We start from the raw sequence: 16,687 nt of genomic DNA, 5'->3' as shown, positions 1-16,687 counted from the left end.
GACTGCTTTTTTATGCCTGCAAAAATATGAAAAAAATAGCCTTATTTTATATGGGTGGTACTTTTGGTTGCATTGGTGAACCTTTAGCGCCTATGCCTTATGACCAATTCTTGCCTCAACTTGAAAAAGTGATTCCCCCACACTTAACAGTCGACTGCTTTGCTGCACCCAATATTGTCGATAGCAGTGCATGTACGGCACCTGATTGGTTACGCCTCATTCAACGCATACAACAACTACAACTTGAAGGCTACCAACATTTCGTTGTTATTCATGGTACAGATACGCTCAGTTATGCGGCTGCGACCCTAGCTCGCTTTTTAGGCCAAAGCTGTCATATTGTAATTACTGGTAGCCAATACCCGTTACTTAATATTCAAGGTGATAATACTCGTGAATTTACTGATGCAATTGAGAACTTATATCTTGCATTAGAACAAGTGATTAGCTTACCTGTAGGTGCTTATCTTGCATTCCATCATCAAGTATTCCATGCACAAACTGCTTTAAAAACGCATACAACTGAACTCGATGCATTTTCAGGTTTAAGTAGTGAAGTTGAGTTTACACCTCAACAAAATGAATTGATCGTTCAAGATGCTCAAATTGAAAGAGCTGCTTCATTCCAGATTTTAAACTGGATGATGCAACCTATTGCAACACAGCACTTGGTACAACAGTTGCGTCACTTACTTCCTGCCCCACCACACTTTTTGGTGTTACAAGGCTTTGGTACAGGCAATATTGCAGTAAACCCTGAACTATTGGCAACCTTAGATGAACTGTATGCTCATGGTTGTGTTCCAATCTTGGCGACACAAGTAACCTTTGGTGGCATTGATCAACGTTATGCAATTAGTGCTTGGGCCAAAACTGCAAAAATTGTCATTAATGATGCACATAGTCATGCAGATCTTTATGCAAAAGCACTTCAAATCTATTTAAAATACCCAACCCCAGAACAATGGTTCAGCCATTGGAATGAAAATTTGCATTAAATAGAGGTAAAGCTATGCAACGTTATGCGGTCGGTATTGAGTTTAGCGGAGTTCAATATCGAGGTTGGCAAACACAACAGCCAGGCGTTGCCAGTGTTCAGGAAACGATTGAGCGTGTACTCAGCAAAATTGCAGATGAACCTATTGCACTTCATGGTGCGGGTAGAACAGATGCAGGTGTACATGCAACCAATATGGTGGCACATTTCGATACGAATGCCATTCGACCAGAAACGGGATGGTTAAGAGGAGCAAATAGCCAGTTACCTAAAGATATTTCCATTCAATGGATTAAAGTGATGGATGAAAATTTTCATGCACGCTTTAAGGCGACGGCTCGACGTTACCGCTATGTTATTTATAACGCTCCTTGTCGCCCAGCCCTCTTATATAAACAGGTCACGCACATTTACCAACAGCTAGATGTGCAAAAGATGATTAAAGCTGCCAGTAAATTTGAAGGTACGCATAACTTTGAAACCTTTCGCGCAGCAGCATGCCAGTCCAATAAGCCTGTACGACATGTAACGCATTGCCGTCTATTTGAACATGGTCGCTACTTGGTGTTAGATATTCAAGCAGATGGTTTTTTACACCATATGGTACGCAATATTGTCGGATGCTTACTCGAAATTGGTCAAGGTATGTATGAAATAGACCATATTGATGCGATGTTTGCGGCACAAGATCGTAAAGCGGCAGGAGTCACTGCTCCACCTGACGGCCTCTACTTTATTCAATGTTATTATCCTGAGCAATTTGACTTGCCACAGCCACCACTTGGCCCACATTGGTTAAACCTACCTGAGTAGGCTTAACCAATTTTAGTATTTAACGATGCTGTTTACGCTTACGGTATTCAACGGGCGTTTCATTGGTCCAGCGTTTAAACGCACGATAGAATGTACTTGGTTCAGAGAAACCCGTTAAATACACAATACGCTCCACGCTTTCACTGGTATTTGCCAAAAGTTTTTTAGCTAAACGACAACGATAGTCAGAAAGTATTTGCTGGAAACTGGTATTCGCTTCACTTAACTGTGTCCGTAAACGGCGCGGTGTAATATTTAATTGAGCTGCTACAGTTTCTAGCGTGGTTTCTCCACTTTCCAGTGTCGAACCAATCGCACGGCGAACTTCACCCACTAAATCATAACGAGCCAGTTCTTGTAACTTTTCAATTGCGAGCTGCTCATGCAATTGCAATAGTTCAGGTTCTGCCTGCCAAAGCTGGAAATCTAAAATGGCAGGATCAAAATATAGCCTTGTTTCTTTCTGTCCTAAACTTACTGGGCAGCCATAAACGCGGAAATATTCATCTTCAGAAGCACCTTCACTAAAATTAAAATCGATGAAGATCGGATGAAATTGCCCTTCGGTAATAAATTTGAAGAATCGAAGCACACCTGAAATCGCACATTCTGAAAAATGACGATTAACCAGATTATCAGCACCAATTTGTTCACCATTGGTCAAATAACAACGTCCATCTTCGACGACCAGTTTTGCATCAAATGCATCACTAATGAGACGTTGGTAAGCCAAAGCTCGTTTAAGCCCTTCACCAAAGGTTTCACTACTAATAAATAAGTGTTCAATGACCTGACCACGGTATAAAGGCAAATGTTCACCTAAATGCAAACCGATGTCTGGGTCTTTACTGACTTCCTGAGCTGCAGTCCAAAAGGCATACTGTGCACTTAACGGAGTACGTGCATTGGTATCGACCTGATTTAAAGCGACTCCCGCTTTAGTTAATATTTCTTCCGTTGGCAATCCTGCACGACGAATTGCTTGATAGCCAAAACGTAATACAACTGATGCATCTGTTAGCTGACCCACGCAGTGCCCTTCCATGTAGATACTTCATTGATACTTAGGAGCTGTTGACTCTTTTTTCATGAACAGTCCCTAATAACTATGATTTTAGATTAGCGTTGATTGACCAAACTGACAACAGAATTAGAGTTGTTTTGTGAAAAAAATTACATCTTTTTTTACTAGTCATAGTTTAACCAGATGCTTTAACAAGAAGATGTCTATCTTGTTTTTTTTAAATAAATTGACTATAATTTGCGCCTTTCCAATTTGATCATCAGGTAGGCTATGGCCAATAAAGAGGAACTCATTGAGTTCGAAGGCGTTGTCACCGAAACGCTTCCTAATACGATGTTCCGTGTACGTCTTGAAAACGGTCACGAAGTTATTGCACACATTTCTGGTAAAATGCGTAAACACTATATCCGTATTCTTACTGGCGACAGTGTGAAAGTCGAAATGACTCCATATGACTTAACTAAAGGTCGTATTACGTACCGTGCTCGCTAATTAGTGAATGCAAAAAAGCCACATCATGAAGTGGCTTTTTTATTGCGTTATTTATTCACTTAATCGACTGGTTTTACAACCAACTGTTTGGCATTCACGTAATCTTTCTTGTAGCCAATGGTTTCTTTCCTGCGTTGTCTGTAAACGACACTGCACGTCTACACTATTTCTATTTGGATCTGTACATTCAGCATCACGTTGACGTATCCAAGCAAGCTGAGACTTCTTAAGCGTACTTCGTTGCGCTGTATTCAATTTTGCTCTTAATGCCTGATAGTTTTTATTTAGATCAGCATCAGCACTCGCATAGATTTTATTTGTACAGTAAATATCATCATAGGTATTACGAGTAGTGTCACAATTATCGGCATATACCGCTGTTATTCCGAAGCTGCATAAAAGTGCTAAAAGTATTTTTTTCATCATGTTTTCCTTAAGTTTTTTACGAAATAATTATAAAGCCTTTCAGATGTGAGTATGGATTCCTAGATAAACTCATCCTCCATTTATCATAAACTTCCTTTTTTTCTTTACAAGCTCAGCAATCCAACCTACCGTCATCTAATAATAAATATAATTTGATAGAGAGAAAAATGAATATACACACCCTATGTCGAATAAGCCTATTCTCAATGATGCTTATTTATTTGAACGGTTGTGCAACTGCCCCACGCCAATCTGTGAACTTACAGGAATATTTAAAAAGCTTTCTGGGTAAGTCATCTACCACTATTCAGCAAGAATTAAACTTACGTAGCCTTGGTTTTCAAATTGCTCATGTTCCCGAAAAAACATCAAATCAACTCATCTACACAATTTTACGACCATTAAGTATTCCAATTCCTATGGTGAGTAATCTTGAAATGGGTGGTAATCCCGTCCCTATTCAATCGGGGGCTTTAGGGAGCAATTCTTACGATATTAATTTTAGTTGCAAAGTTATTTTTCAGCTTAAAAATGACATTGCTGAATCAATCCAATATCAGGGCAAAGCCTGTTAAAACCTTTCAACAATAAAAAAACGCGGCTTAAAGCCGCGTTTTTTTTTAGCGAAATAGCAATTAAGCAAGAGCAGCAACGACCGCTGCACCCATCTCGGCTGTACCTACTTTCGTCATGCCTTCAGACATAATATCGGCTGTACGGAAACCTTGATCAAGTACTTGCCCTACTGCATCCTCAATTGCTTTAGCAGCAGCTTCTTCACGGAAGGTATAACGAAGCATCATTGCAACTGAAAGAATGGTTGCTAATGGGTTTGCTACATTTTGCCCCGCGATATCAGGTGCTGAACCATGACAAGGTTCATACATACCTTTACCACTTTCATCTAAAGATGCTGATGGCAACATACCAATTGAGCCTGTAAGCATTGCTGCTTCGTCAGATAAGATATCGCCAAACAAGTTGCCTGTAACGATGACGTCAAACTGTTTAGGCGCACGTACAAGTTGCATGGCAGCATTGTCCACATACATATGTGAAAGCTGAATATTTGGATAGTTTGCTTGCTGTAAGTCAGTAACCGTTTGCTTCCAAAGCTCCGTCACTTCTAAAACGTTTGCTTTATCTACAGAACAAACTTTACCACCACGTAATCCTGCAAGTTCAAAAGCCACTTTGGCAATGCGTTTAATTTCACTTTCAGAATAAACGTCAGTGTTATAGCCTTGTTTTTCACCGTTTTCGAGTTCACGAATACCACGTGGCTGACCAAAGTAGATACCACCAGTAAGTTCACGAACAATTAAAATATCTAAACCAGCAACAATCTCAGGCTTTAAGCTAGAAGCATCGGCTAATTGTGGGTATAAAATCGCTGGGCGCAAGTTAGCAAACAAGTTAAGTTCACTACGAATTTTTAAAAGACCACGTTCAGGGCGAATAGAGCGTTCAATGGTGTCCCATTTTGGTCCGCCAACGGCACCTAATAAAATGGCATCAGCTTTCTTTGCTTGCTCGCTTGTTACAGCTGGGTACGGTTCACCATGAGCATCAATCGCTGCGCCACCCAATAGGCCATGTTCCCAAGTCAACGACAAATTAAATTTTTCATTTACTTTATTTAATACTTTTTCTGCTGCCCCAACAATTTCAGGACCAATACCATCGCCAGCCAAAATTAAAATCTGTTTAGACATGAAGTTTTCCATTTTCAAAGACAAGACAGCGTTATGACTGTCGTGGTGTTAGTTTTTTCTGTTCGAGAAATTCACCGAGTCCTGTGGTTACATCAAATGGTCGACAAAAACGGCGAATGACACGCCCATCCTGCTCTAAGTCAACACATAATGGATCTGGTACAGAAACATTGAGCAAACTACCCGAACGGTTAGATTTGTCTCGGTACATTTTAAACATATAGCGATGATTAGCTTTAAATTGGTGGATAACATGGATCGTTTCTGCCCGATCTGGAGAAATCGGATAAAAACGAATGACCACTTCATATTGCTTAGCAGGCACAGACAGATACAAACTATTGCTTTGACTCAACAGCGAACCATTTAATCTCACAATTCCTTGATGAATTGCCTGATTACTAATTCTGCGTGTCTGTGCATCAACGACAGTAATATCATTTAGTCGTTCGAATTCGCAACTTTTTGCACCCGAACAATATATTGCTGCATTCTGCCCCAAATTTTCGTGTTTGGCCTGCTTAATACGAACAGTATCGACCACATTGTAAGTGCTCTGACAAGCACTGAGTGTTATTGCGCACAGGCCCAACAAAAAGCTATGAGTAACGTTCCTCTTCATTGTTCAAGCCCAATCCTCATCTAGTGCATAATTTTAAGGTGTTTTTATGCTTTAGCATGTTAGCAAGAGTTTGAACACGACGCCATGACTATGTTTAAAATGTACCAAAAGGTTAATTTATCTCTTGGAATACCCAAGGACGAACCTGTTTAGTTTTTTCTTCATAAGCGCGAATTGCATCTGCATTTTGAAGAGTTAAACCAATATCATCCAAGCCATTTAACAAGCAATGCTTACGAAATGGATCTACCTCGAATTTAAATGCTTCGCCATTTGGTGTACGAACTTCTTGCGCAGCTAAATCAATAGTTAATTGATAACCTTCATTCGCAGCACACTCTTTAAATAACTGATCAACAATGTTCTCAGGCAAAATGACTGGCAACATGCCGTTTTTAAAACAGTTATTAAAGAAAATATCCGCAAAACTTGGTGCAATAACAGTACGGAAACCATATTCGTTTAATGCCCAAGGTGCATGTTCACGACTTGAACCACAACCAAAGTTAGTACGAGCAATTAAAACTGTTGCACCTTGATAACGCGGTTGATTCAAAACAAAATCAGGGTTCTTTGGACGTACCGAGTTATCTTGACCTGGGTAGCCTTCATCTAAATAGCGAAGTTCATCAAATAAATTGTCGCCAAAACCAGTACGTTTAATCGATTTTAAAAACTGTTTTGGAATAATCAAATCTGTATCGACATTGGCACGATCTAATGGTGCAACGATACCTTGTTCAACTGTATAAGCTTTCATGGTTTGCTCCAGACCGAATTAAAATGAACGAACGTCAACAAAATGACCCGCGATTGCAGCAGCAGCTGCCATTGCCGGACTCACCAAGTGAGTACGACCACCATTACCCTGACGACCTTCAAAGTTACGATTTGATGTCGATGCACAGTGTTCACCCGGTTGTAACTTGTCTGCGTTCATTGCTAAACACATTGAACAACCCGGTTCACGCCATTCAAAGCCAGCTTCCAAGAAAATTTTATCCAAACCTTCTTTTTCTGCCTGTTGTTTAACTAAACCAGAACCCGGAACAATCATAGCTTGCTTAATGCTAGAAGCCACTTTACGGCCTTTAACCACTTCAGCAGCAGCACGAATATCTTCAATACGTGAGTTAGTGCAAGAACCAATAAACACACGATCAAGTTGAATATCACCCAATGCTTGACCTGCATTTAAACCCATATATTGATACGCACGCGTCCAGTCACTACGTTGTACGTCATCTTTGGCTTGTTCTAAGGTTGGTACAGCTTTCGACACTGGAATCACCATCTCAGGTGAAGTACCCCAAGACACTTGTGGCTCAATCTCTGCGCCATTTAATTCAACAACTGCATCAAAAACAGCATCATCGTCTGAATGTAAAGTGTTCCAGTAAGCAACCGCTTGTTCCCACTGCTCACCTTTTGGTGCGTAGCTACGGCCTTTTACGTATTCAATAGTCTTATCATCAACTGCGACCATACCAACACGAGCACCCGCTTCAATCGCCATGTTACATACCGTCATACGTCCTTCAATCGACATATCACGGAAAACCTGACCACCGAACTCAATTGCGTAACCCGTACCACCAGCAGTACCGATTTTACCGATAATCGCCAACACGACATCTTTTGGTGTTACACCCTTACCTAAAACGCCATCAACACGAACCAACATATTTTTTGATTTTTTCTGAATCAAACATTGTGTCGCTAAAACGTGTTCAACTTCAGATGTCCCAATGCCATGTGCCAAACAGCCAAAAGCACCGTGAGTCGCTGTATGCGAGTCACCGCACACCACAGTCATGCCCGGTAAAGTTAAGCCCTGTTCAGGACCAACAACATGCACAATACCTTGACGAATATCATTAATACCAAATTCAACGATATTAAAAGCCTTACAGTTATCATCTAAGGTTTGAACCTGAATACGAGACGTATCATCTTCAATACCTGCAATGCCCTGATCACGCTCTTTTTTAGACGTTGGAACGTTGTGGTCTGGTGTAGCCACGTTTGCGCTTAAACGCCACGGTTGACGACCCGCAAGTTGCAAACCTTCAAATGCTTGTGGACTTGTTACTTCATGCAATAAATGACGGTCGATATAAAGTAAGCACGAACCATCATCACGCTCTGTAACTACGTGGTCATCCCACAATTTGTCATATAAAGTTTTGCCTGCCATGTCGTCTCGCTCCATTGGACTGGGTAATTCTAATCTTTCTTCGATTATAGCCAGAGTTTCACATAAATCTAATTTATCATTTTTATAAATTAGAAAACTTTTAGGAATCATTCCCGTGTTTATTTCTATTAGTCAAAAATATTTAAATCGGTTTTGCTAATGATTATCATTTGCATAATCCATTTTTAATCTTATACTCTCATCTCTATACTAAAAATATGAAATATAGGTAGAGAGAATGATGATGGCTAATATTCAAAAATTCGTTTTAAACAACCAACGTACATTAAAGAAAACCTTAAGTTACTACATTATGCATATTACGGTAGCAATGCTAGTCGCGTACTTTGTAACAGGTAACATTTGGATGGCTTTAACCTTAAGTATGTTAGAACCAACCGTACAAGCATTTGCTTTTTTCTTTCATGAAAAAGTATGGGCAGCCAAAGACCGCCGTATATCAGGTTTAGACGAAAAAGAGACAACTGCTTAGGTTAAGATTAATACGCGAAATCACAAGTTTATAGAACGTTTAGCTGCAAGCATGATACGATTTTGGCTTGGCGACTTTAGCCTCTCTCGATTTTTCTATTCCAAGTAGAGTTGTATTATGAATCTTGCAGCCTTTGAAGCTTTTGTAAAAGTTATGGAAACAGGGTCTATCTCTGTGGCTGCAGATCAACTCTTTATTACCCAGCCTGCTGTCACCAAACGTATTCATAGCCTCGAAGAATACTTCGGCGTAAAGCTATTTGAGTCGGCAGGACGTGGGGTTCAAGCCACTCATGCTGCACATTCGTTATTACCAAAAGTCAAAAACTGGTTAAATGAACTTAAAGATATTCACCACACACTGAGTCATGAACAAACGCAAATACAAGGCCGTTTAAAAATCGGGACGAGTCATCACATCGGTTTACATCATTTACCTGCACCACTTAAACACTTTGTTCAACAGTTTCCACAAGTCACTCTAGACGTGCATTTTGTTGACTCAGAACAAGCCCACGAACAGGTCCTTGCTGGTGATTTAGAGCTTGCATTTTTAACGCTTCCCCCTTCAGGCGATGAGCGTCTTAACTACATTACAATCTGGAATGATCCGTTAGTGTTTGTTGCTGCTCCATTTCATCCATTGGCTCAAAAAAAGAATTTGACCTTACAAGACTTAATCGAATACCCAAGCTTATTGCCTGCTGCACAGACTTATACGGCTCAAATCACTTTGGCTGAGTTCGAAAAACAAGGGCTTAAACCAAAAATCACCATGAGTAATAATCCACTAGAGTCTATTCGCATGTTAGTGTCGATTGGTTTAGGTTGGTCAGTTTTACCAAAAACTCTACTGAATCAAGATATGCAGCAACTTGATTTAGATGTAGAAATGAATCGCCAATTAGGCATGGTGTGGCATCCTGCACGTACTCAATCTAGAGCTATGCAGGAGTTGATTAAAATGATGCAGGAATAACTGTATTAATGACTATATTTTTTAAAAAGGATATAAATTAAAACTGCGAAAGGCAGTAGTAAAAACAGAGCGCCCCAACCAAAGAAAATAGCGGCAAAGATAATACCGAGTAAAGTACCTGAAAATAATAAAAAAATAATGTAAATGAAGAGTTCACCAATGAGTGTGATGAAACCGTCAATCAGTTGTCCACCTAATTCTTCAAGAAGATTACCTTTACGAGTCTTCTTTTCTTCGGTTTCATTCTGATTATCCATCATATCCTCGACACATCATCACGACCGCTTTAAATCGCCCTTACTCTCAATGCAGCAAAAGCGATTTAAATATAAGGCTCATTTCAAGTTGATAAAAAACTCTCATTTGATGCACATAACTTAATTTATCAAAGCTGCAACAGGCTTCGAATTTGTTGCACCATTTGGTTTTCATCAAGCATATGATGTGGAATGGTCATCGTTAAGAGTTGATCTGATCGAAAATGACGGTCAACTTCAAGCATAACGTGAGTTTGATTAGGTTCAGCAACGAAAGAGACTTCAACCTCATTAAATCCGCTAAACATATGTGAAGAGACAAATTCAAGCTCTTGGTAACAACCAATGGTTGATCTAAAATTTCGCGCCGTCAGCTGCCCTTTTTCTACATCTACTGTCGATAAAACAAAGCCACATCTCTGCATAGCCTGTAGAAACATTTGCATGGCTGGAGTTGGCAGAACCTTTAGATAATCACGATCAGTTGCATCTAATCCCCAATCAACATCCATATGGGTTTGAATCCAAACACGTGCACCATTTCTTCGACAAGCAACCTCAGTAATTGGTGTCTCAAATGGTAGCTGAATACTAAAAGGGAAAGAATGCGCTTGATGTGCCGGCAAGAGGAATCGAGAGTTCACTAACCACTCTTGTAAAACTAAAGGTTGGTTAAACTCATGATCACCAGATTCGACTTCTGCCATCGTCATCAACTTCAAATAAAGACCATTAATCTCTTTATCAGATGATCCACCTTTAAAGCTAATTTCCCCATGCAATGTGCTGCCTGCTTGCAAGCTCGGGTTCTGTAAAATAGTTTCTACCGTCACACCTTGAAGACCCAAACTAGACATAATTTTACTAAACATTTTTTCTCTAACCTTTCGAATTATTTCCTTTCATCTGTAGCAGCATACTTATTATTAAAGTGCATCATCTCCAGCGAGCCGAATCTTACCATCTGCAACTTTATTCATAAATTGGTTATAGTCATTTAGATTACGTTCTGCATATTCTTCTGCATACATTTGTAATACTTCTACTATCGTATTACCTTCGCCAAGATATCCCATAAGTACATCTGCATTTCCAGATTTAGCATGGGCATGAGCCAAAGCTAAACCACAACTTTCGGCATACTCATAGAAATACTCATCATCCATGTCACTAAGATCAACCGAAATTTTCATATCACGTAACTGACGTACATGAAAATGTTGAGCCGATATGGAAGAGAACCCAAGAAATATATCACTTGCGGCCTGCATGAGCTGCTGACCATGCACTACACGCTCACCTTCGTGATTTACCTTATCTACAAATAACGGGCTGAGAATTGATGGATTCGCTTCTTTCATTTGTAAAATTAACGGTTCCCGATCTGCATCTTGAAATAATGCAATCGCTGATCGTGTACCAACACTTCCGACACCCACCACTTTCAAAGCTACATCTGTACGTTGATAACGATCAAAAAGTACTTGGCGATCATATTTCAAAGAATCACGGTATTGTTGAAAGAATAAATCAACATCTTTACTAAATGGTTCATCTACACTTGGATGCCATAATAACGGCGCATCATCCACAAAATGACGAAATCCTGTATCTTGATCTTGCTGGGTAAGCTTCGGCAAAACAGAGTACGCAGTTCTTTTCTGTGCTGAATCAAGATGCTTCTCGCGTTTCTTTCTTAGTTTTCGACACTCAGTATTTTCTAATAATGTACTGGCATCAACTTTTTCATACCAAACTTGTAGAGGCGAAAGTTTCGTATTTTCTAATAAGTGCTGACGATAACTATTCAGCATTATTTTAATTGCTTTTAAACCGACTTTCTCTGCAAGATTAATATCACGCGCCGCAATTACAAAACTGGTTGCTAAACGCTTTACATCCCATTCAAACGGGGCAACTAAAGTTTCGTCAAAATCATTAATTCCAAATAACAGGTTACGTTCTGGACTTGCAAAACCTCCAAAATTACTTAAATGACAATCACCACAAATCTGTTGAAATAAGCCTGAATTTGCCTGCTCCCACGCTTGGTCAAATAGCATTAAAGAAGGCATTCCACGATAAAATGTAAATGGAGAAACGCTCATCCTTTTTGCACGAATCGGTTTAAGTTTTTCTAACCGTCCTTGATTACTCCAATCATAGATCGTTAAGGCAGTTGTACCTTTGGGTCGTTCAGAAAGCTTTGATAGCTGTTCACGTGGAACTTTTTTACGTTGAGCCTTACCTAATTTGAAGCCTTCGCTTTTACTCAGTAATTTCCCCTGATAGCTATGATGTGTTAAATCAATACTTTCATTATTCCAAAGCTGTTTTGGTAATTTAATTTGTACTGTTTTTGACATTATTTCCTCATTTTTAAATTAAAATTTTTTATATTCTGAAATCTTTGCCAAGATAGAATTTATTTTATTAATCATAGCAATATCTGTTTTTTAGCTAAGTTTTATAAGAAATATAAAAAAATGATTTAAACCTAATGAATTAAAAGTTGGAAGAGCTTATCTAACCCATAGCTCTTCCGACTCGATCATCTTAAATCGACCAGTCCTGAATTTCCCAGTTGTGCTCTTGAGCTAACTTTTCAAGACGGTCATCAGGATTTACGGCAATCGCATGCGTTGCATATTCAAGTAAAAAACGGTCATTGATTGAATCTGAATATGCCCAAGACTCAGAGACGCTACGTCCAGCCAACCAATCGTCAAGACGTGCTAGTTTACCTTTTTGATAACATGCCAAGCCCGCAACTTTACCGGTATATTTGCCGTCAGCTACTTCGGCATTGGTCGCTAAAATTTCGGTAATACCAAATTCACGGAAAATTGGCGCGGTAATAAAATCACTCGTTGCCGTAATACCCACAATGGTATGACCTAAGTCTTGATGTTTCTTAATCGCATCGAAGCCTTTAGGGCGCATTTGTGGACGAATCACTTTTTGCATGAACAATTGGTGAAGCTCTGTTAAGTAGCTATTGTCATGTTTTGTTAAGAAACCAAAAACGAATTCATTATAAGCATATGGGTCAAGTTGGCCTGCTTTGTAATCTTCATAAAATTTATCATTCATCTGACGATGATGAACCGGATCAACCAAACCTTCGTTGACTAAAAATTCACCCCACGAGTGGTCTGAATCGGTATTTAACAAGGTATGGTCTAAATCAAACAACGCCAGTTTCATGAAAATTCTCGTTTAAACTGAAATTTAAGAAAAAAAATGTAAATCTATCTCCGCTAGTCGATAGAAATTCGTTAAGATCGTAGCAATTTAAACATTTTACTTTGATCTTTTCGAGCTGGACATAAAAAAGTGTTTGTCCCCGCGATTAAAGTCAACGATATAGATAAATATTTAGGTAGCCAAATGATCGACTCAGAAGGTTTCCGACCCAATGTCGGGATCATTTTGGCAAACGATGATGGACAGGTTTTATGGGCAAAGCGCATTGGTCACAATGCTTGGCAATTTCCACAAGGAGGCATCCAGTTTGGAGAAACCCCTGAACAGGCACTTTTTCGAGAACTGAGAGAAGAAATCGGCTTATTGCCCGAACATGTCCAGATTATTGCGCAAACCAAAGGATGGCTGCGTTATCGTTTGCCACATCGGTACATTCGGTCAGACTCTGACCCTGTATGTATCGGACAGAAACAAAAATGGTTTTTACTGAAGTTAACTGCACCTGCAAAAAACATTCAGTTAAACCTCTCTGACCCGCCCGAATTTGACGAATGGCAGTGGGTTAGCTATTGGTATCCTCTTGGTCAAGTGGTCAACTTCAAGCGTGATGTTTACCGCAAAGCCATGGTGGAGTTGTGTACACAGTTGCCGTTGCAACAATTACCCTAAAAATCATTTATCTAGCAAATGATTTTTATTAAAAGTGCTGTTATAAATACATTCATAGTCTAAAAAATACTGGAGTATACATCCATGTCAAACATGCAACTCGACACTCTAAGACGCATTGTCCAAGAGATTAATGCGTCCGTGAGTTTGCATGAATCGTTAGACATTATGGTCAATCAGGTTGCTGAGGCCATGAAAGTGGATGTTTGCTCTATTTATTTACTCGATGAACGCAACCAGCGTTACGTCTTGATGGCCTCAAAAGGCTTAAATCCAGAATCTGTTGGTCATGTCTCATTGCAGATAGGTGAAGGCTTGGTCGGTTTGGTTGGGCAACGTGAAGAAATTGTTAACCTTGACAATGCCCCAAAACATGAGCGCTTCTTATATTTACCTGAAACGGGCGAAGAAATTTATAACTCATTCCTCGGCGTACCTGTCATGTACCGTCGTAAGGTTATGGGCGTTTTAGTTGTCCAAAATAGACTTCCTCAAGACTTTAGCGAAGCAGCCGAATCCTTTTTAGTTACGCTCTGTGCTCAGCTTTCTGGGGTAATTGCGCATGCTCACGCGGTTGGCAACATCGATGTATTTCGTAAACCAAGTAATGGGCCTGCCTATAAAACCTTCCAAGGTGCGTCAGGTGCAGGTGGTGTTGCTTTAGGTCGTGCCATTATTTTGTATCCACCTGCCGACTTAGGTGCAGTACCTGACCGTGAAGCAGAAGATATTAGTCACGAACTTCGTCTTCTAGATCAAGCGATTTCATCAGTTCGTTCAGAGATTCGTTCTTTAGACGAAAAAATGCATGATTCACTCATGGCCGAAGAACGCGCTTTATTTAGCGTTTTTTTAAGAATGCTAGATGAAAATGCATTACCCGCAGAAATTAAAGATCTGATTCGTGATGGTCATTGGGCGCAAGGTGCTGTACGTCGTGTCATTGAAAAACACACCGCCCTATTTGCACAAATGGAAGATGACTATCTTCGCGAACGCGTTTCCGACCTTAAAGATTTAGGCCGACGTATTTTAGCGTGTTTACAAGAGGAAGATTCTAGTCACCGTGAACTCAGTCCAGACAGTATTTTAATTGGTGAAGAAATTAGTACTGCTGCACTCGTCGAGTTACCGGTCGATAATATCGCTGCTATTGTAACCTCAGAAGGTGCTGCTAACTCGCATATGGTAATTGTGGCACGTGCATTGGGTATTCCAACAGTGGTTGGTGTCACTGAACTACCTGTTAACACGCTTGATGATGCAGAAATGATTGTGGATGCTTATCAGGGCCGAGTTTTTGTAAACCCGCCACGTCGTTTACGTCAACGCTATAAAGAAATTCAAAAAGAAGATGAGCAAATCGCAAAAGATCTCAAGCAATACGAGACCAAAGAAGCGATTACTCCAGATGGTGTATCTGTTCAACTTTATGTAAATACAGGTCTCATGATTGATGTCGTTCGCGGCGTACAACGTGGCGCGCAAGGTGTAGGTCTATACCGAAGTGAAATTCCATTCATGTTACGGGAACGTTTCCCTGGTGAAGAAGAACAACGTGCTATCTATCGTCAACAGTTGAGTCACTTTGCCAATAAGCCTGTGGTGATGCGAACCCTCGATATTGGTGCCGATAAAGACTTACCATACTTCAGTATCGAAGAAGAAAACTCGGCATTAGGATGGCGTGGTATCCGTTTTACACTCGACCATCCAGAGATTTTCTCGGCGCAAATTCGTGCAATGCTTAAAGCAAGTATTGGCTTAAATAATTTGCATATTCTCTTGCCAATGGTAACGACAGTCAGTGAAGTCGAAGAAGTACTTTATTTACTTGAACGTGATTGGATCGCTGTGCAAGATGAAGAACAGGTTAAGATTACCAAACCAAAAATCGGGATTATGGTAGAGGTGCCAAGCGTACTGCTACAAATTGATGAGTTTGCTGAACTTGTCGATTTCTTCTCGGTTGGTTCAAATGACTTAACTCAATACTTGCTCGCAGTGGACCGTAATAACCCGCATGTGGCCAGCGTATATTCACACTTCCATCCATCTATTTTGCGTGCCTTGAGCCGACTGGTGAAAGAATGTCACAAATACCAAAAACCGGTAAGTATTTGTGGCGAGATGGCAGGTGATCCGTTATCAGCAATCTTACTGATGGCAATGGGCTTTAATACCCTTTCTATGAGTTCAAGCAACATCTTGCGTGTCCGTAAAGCAATTTGTCATGTACCAATGACAGATGCCCAAAAGTTACTTGATGATGTCATGAAAATGAATAACCCGCTTATTGTAAAAAGCTGGCTTGAGTACTACTTTAAAACGCATGGTTTAGCCGATATGGTTAAATCTAACCGTCTTGTCACCGTATAAATACTTTAAAAGGAGAGTTTTAACTCTCCTTTTTTATTGAACTATTTTTTATATTTTCTCGTTATTTCAAACTTTCATTTACTGTACTCAACAATTTTGCTTAACTCTTGAAATCGGTTTTACCTATCAATATAGACAATTTAATCCATTTGAAAAATAAATATTCAGATTTTAGTATATTTAAAGAACGAAGTTGAAAGATATTGCGATGTTTCAATGATTAAGGAGCTCATGCTATGCATCATTATTTGCAAAAGTCGAACCATTTTCCCTCTTGTTTTTTAGTCTTCATGCAGTAAATTGAAGGAATAATAAACAAAGGAAACTTATGTAGTATTGAATAAAAATGATGAGCTGACATAACAGTGAAAAAAATTTAAACGGTTTACTTCACCACTTGTTCTCTCATTTCTTTATT

At 39.7% G+C, this 16,687-nt stretch carries 18 protein-coding genes; 8 read left to right on the top strand and 10 right to left on the bottom strand.

The window, feature by feature from the left end:
* Positions 1-26: 26 nt before the first annotated feature.
* Together MSG95_RS04605 and truA are read left to right on the top strand one after the other, a co-directional pair.
* Positions 27-998: an asparaginase gene (locus MSG95_RS04605; protein WP_077164952.1), complete on the top strand. Its 972-nt coding sequence runs from the start codon at positions 27-29 to the stop codon at positions 996-998.
* A gap of 14 nt (positions 999-1,012) precedes the next feature.
* Entirely contained in the window at positions 1,013-1,810 is a 798-nt protein-coding gene (gene truA / locus MSG95_RS04600; protein ID WP_004883402.1) for a tRNA pseudouridine(38-40) synthase TruA, read from the top strand.
* 19 nt (positions 1,811-1,829) lie between these two features.
* On the opposite strand, the gene MSG95_RS04595 is transcribed toward truA, so the two are convergent.
* Positions 1,830-2,840: an AraC family transcriptional regulator gene (locus MSG95_RS04595; protein WP_004883404.1), complete on the bottom strand. Its 1,011-nt coding sequence runs from the start codon at positions 2,838-2,840 to the stop codon at positions 1,830-1,832.
* A gap of 264 nt (positions 2,841-3,104) precedes the next feature.
* On the opposite strand from MSG95_RS04595, the gene infA reads away from it, so the two are divergent.
* Positions 3,105-3,326: a translation initiation factor IF-1 gene (infA, locus tag MSG95_RS04590; protein ID WP_001284370.1), complete on the top strand. Its 222-nt coding sequence runs from the start codon at positions 3,105-3,107 to the stop codon at positions 3,324-3,326.
* A gap of 51 nt (positions 3,327-3,377) precedes the next feature.
* Here infA and MSG95_RS04585 read toward each other — a convergent pair whose 3' ends face one another.
* Positions 3,378-3,752 (bottom strand): lysozyme inhibitor LprI family protein, encoded by a 375-nt coding sequence (locus MSG95_RS04585; RefSeq protein ID WP_077164954.1) that lies wholly within the window; start codon positions 3,750-3,752, stop codon positions 3,378-3,380.
* 167 nt (positions 3,753-3,919) lie between these two features.
* On the opposite strand from MSG95_RS04585, the gene MSG95_RS04580 reads away from it, so the two are divergent.
* Positions 3,920-4,327, top strand: a complete 408-nt coding sequence (locus MSG95_RS04580) for a hypothetical protein (RefSeq protein ID WP_077164955.1) — start codon at positions 3,920-3,922, stop codon at positions 4,325-4,327.
* 60 nt (positions 4,328-4,387) lie between these two features.
* Here the strand turns inward: MSG95_RS04580 and leuB are convergent, their stop codons facing one another.
* The 4 genes from leuB to leuC all read right to left on the bottom strand — a co-directional run bounded on the left by leuB (position 4,388) and on the right by leuC (position 8,286).
* Entirely contained in the window at positions 4,388-5,467 is a 1,080-nt protein-coding gene (gene leuB / locus MSG95_RS04575) for a 3-isopropylmalate dehydrogenase (RefSeq protein WP_077164956.1), read from the bottom strand.
* A gap of 31 nt (positions 5,468-5,498) precedes the next feature.
* Entirely contained in the window at positions 5,499-6,089 is a 591-nt protein-coding gene (locus tag MSG95_RS04570) for a hypothetical protein (RefSeq protein WP_004698919.1), read from the bottom strand.
* A 112-nt stretch (positions 6,090-6,201) separates the two neighbouring features.
* Positions 6,202-6,849, bottom strand: a complete 648-nt coding sequence (gene leuD, locus MSG95_RS04565; RefSeq protein WP_004698920.1) for a 3-isopropylmalate dehydratase small subunit — start codon at positions 6,847-6,849, stop codon at positions 6,202-6,204.
* A gap of 18 nt (positions 6,850-6,867) precedes the next feature.
* A complete protein-coding gene (gene leuC / locus MSG95_RS04560) occupies positions 6,868-8,286 on the bottom strand; it encodes a 3-isopropylmalate dehydratase large subunit (protein ID WP_213033544.1) in 1,419 nt (472 codons plus the stop codon).
* Positions 8,287-8,524: 238 nt separating this feature from the next.
* On the opposite strand from leuC, the gene MSG95_RS04555 reads away from it, so the two are divergent.
* Together MSG95_RS04555 and MSG95_RS04550 are read left to right on the top strand one after the other, a co-directional pair.
* The gene (locus MSG95_RS04555) at positions 8,525-8,779 is read left to right on the top strand and encodes a DUF2061 domain-containing protein (RefSeq protein WP_171262290.1); all 255 of its coding nucleotides are present in this window, start codon (positions 8,525-8,527) and stop codon (positions 8,777-8,779) included.
* 117 nt (positions 8,780-8,896) lie between these two features.
* Positions 8,897-9,757, top strand: coding sequence for a LysR family transcriptional regulator (locus tag MSG95_RS04550; protein ID WP_077162796.1), 861 nt, complete (start codon positions 8,897-8,899; stop codon positions 9,755-9,757).
* A gap of 5 nt (positions 9,758-9,762) precedes the next feature.
* On the opposite strand, the gene MSG95_RS04545 is transcribed toward MSG95_RS04550, so the two are convergent.
* From MSG95_RS04545 to MSG95_RS04530, 4 genes are all read right to left on the bottom strand, one after another.
* Positions 9,763-10,014 carry a hypothetical protein gene (locus tag MSG95_RS04545; protein ID WP_077162797.1) on the bottom strand — a complete coding sequence of 84 codons (252 nt, stop codon included), beginning with the start codon at positions 10,012-10,014 and terminating at the stop codon, positions 9,763-9,765.
* A 128-nt stretch (positions 10,015-10,142) separates the two neighbouring features.
* The gene (locus MSG95_RS04540; protein ID WP_077164957.1) at positions 10,143-10,886 is read right to left on the bottom strand and encodes a sporulation protein; all 744 of its coding nucleotides are present in this window, start codon (positions 10,884-10,886) and stop codon (positions 10,143-10,145) included.
* Positions 10,887-10,940: 54 nt separating this feature from the next.
* Positions 10,941-12,380 (bottom strand): DUF2252 domain-containing protein, encoded by a 1,440-nt coding sequence (locus MSG95_RS04535; protein WP_077164958.1) that lies wholly within the window; start codon positions 12,378-12,380, stop codon positions 10,941-10,943.
* 190 nt (positions 12,381-12,570) lie between these two features.
* Positions 12,571-13,221 (bottom strand): HAD family hydrolase, encoded by a 651-nt coding sequence (locus tag MSG95_RS04530; RefSeq protein ID WP_032048122.1) that lies wholly within the window; start codon positions 13,219-13,221, stop codon positions 12,571-12,573.
* Between the two features lie 183 nt (positions 13,222-13,404).
* Here MSG95_RS04530 and MSG95_RS04525 point away from each other — a divergent pair, with 183 nt between their 5' ends.
* Complete coding sequence (locus MSG95_RS04525; protein ID WP_019458019.1) at positions 13,405-13,890, top strand: RNA pyrophosphohydrolase; 486 nt, start codon at positions 13,405-13,407, stop codon at positions 13,888-13,890.
* 84 nt (positions 13,891-13,974) lie between these two features.
* The gene (ptsP, locus tag MSG95_RS04520; RefSeq protein WP_077164959.1) at positions 13,975-16,269 is read left to right on the top strand and encodes a phosphoenolpyruvate--protein phosphotransferase; all 2,295 of its coding nucleotides are present in this window, start codon (positions 13,975-13,977) and stop codon (positions 16,267-16,269) included.
* Positions 16,270-16,687: the final 418 nt, after the last annotated feature.

Source organism: Acinetobacter sp. IK23 (genome assembly GCF_035615275.1).
Taxonomy (GTDB): domain Bacteria; phylum Pseudomonadota; class Gammaproteobacteria; order Pseudomonadales; family Moraxellaceae; genus Acinetobacter; species Acinetobacter seifertii.
This window is presented reverse-complemented; position numbering and strand designations above follow the sequence as displayed.

Coding starts and splice junctions, on each gene's coding strand:
- MSG95_RS04605 (WP_077164952.1), top strand. CDS start 27: ATGAAAAAAATAGCCTTATTTTATATGGGTGGTACTTTTGGTTGCATT.
- truA (WP_004883402.1), top strand. CDS start 1,013: ATGCAACGTTATGCGGTCGGTATTGAGTTTAGCGGAGTTCAATATCGA.
- infA (WP_001284370.1), top strand. CDS start 3,105: ATGGCCAATAAAGAGGAACTCATTGAGTTCGAAGGCGTTGTCACCGAA.
- MSG95_RS04585 (WP_077164954.1), bottom strand. CDS start 3,752: ATGATGAAAAAAATACTTTTAGCACTTTTATGCAGCTTCGGAATAACA.
- MSG95_RS04580 (WP_077164955.1), top strand. CDS start 3,920: ATGAATATACACACCCTATGTCGAATAAGCCTATTCTCAATGATGCTT.
- leuB (WP_077164956.1), bottom strand. CDS start 5,467: ATGTCTAAACAGATTTTAATTTTGGCTGGCGATGGTATTGGTCCTGAA.
- MSG95_RS04570 (WP_004698919.1), bottom strand. CDS start 6,089: ATGAAGAGGAACGTTACTCATAGCTTTTTGTTGGGCCTGTGCGCAATA.
- leuD (WP_004698920.1), bottom strand. CDS start 6,849: ATGAAAGCTTATACAGTTGAACAAGGTATCGTTGCACCATTAGATCGT.
- leuC (WP_213033544.1), bottom strand. CDS start 8,286: ATGGCAGGCAAAACTTTATATGACAAATTGTGGGATGACCACGTAGTT.
- MSG95_RS04555 (WP_171262290.1), top strand. CDS start 8,525: ATGATGATGGCTAATATTCAAAAATTCGTTTTAAACAACCAACGTACA.
- MSG95_RS04550 (WP_077162796.1), top strand. CDS start 8,897: ATGAATCTTGCAGCCTTTGAAGCTTTTGTAAAAGTTATGGAAACAGGG.
- MSG95_RS04545 (WP_077162797.1), bottom strand. CDS start 10,014: ATGGATAATCAGAATGAAACCGAAGAAAAGAAGACTCGTAAAGGTAAT.
- MSG95_RS04540 (WP_077164957.1), bottom strand. CDS start 10,886: ATGTTTAGTAAAATTATGTCTAGTTTGGGTCTTCAAGGTGTGACGGTA.
- MSG95_RS04535 (WP_077164958.1), bottom strand. CDS start 12,380: ATGTCAAAAACAGTACAAATTAAATTACCAAAACAGCTTTGGAATAAT.
- MSG95_RS04530 (WP_032048122.1), bottom strand. CDS start 13,221: ATGAAACTGGCGTTGTTTGATTTAGACCATACCTTGTTAAATACCGAT.
- MSG95_RS04525 (WP_019458019.1), top strand. CDS start 13,405: ATGATCGACTCAGAAGGTTTCCGACCCAATGTCGGGATCATTTTGGCA.
- ptsP (WP_077164959.1), top strand. CDS start 13,975: ATGTCAAACATGCAACTCGACACTCTAAGACGCATTGTCCAAGAGATT.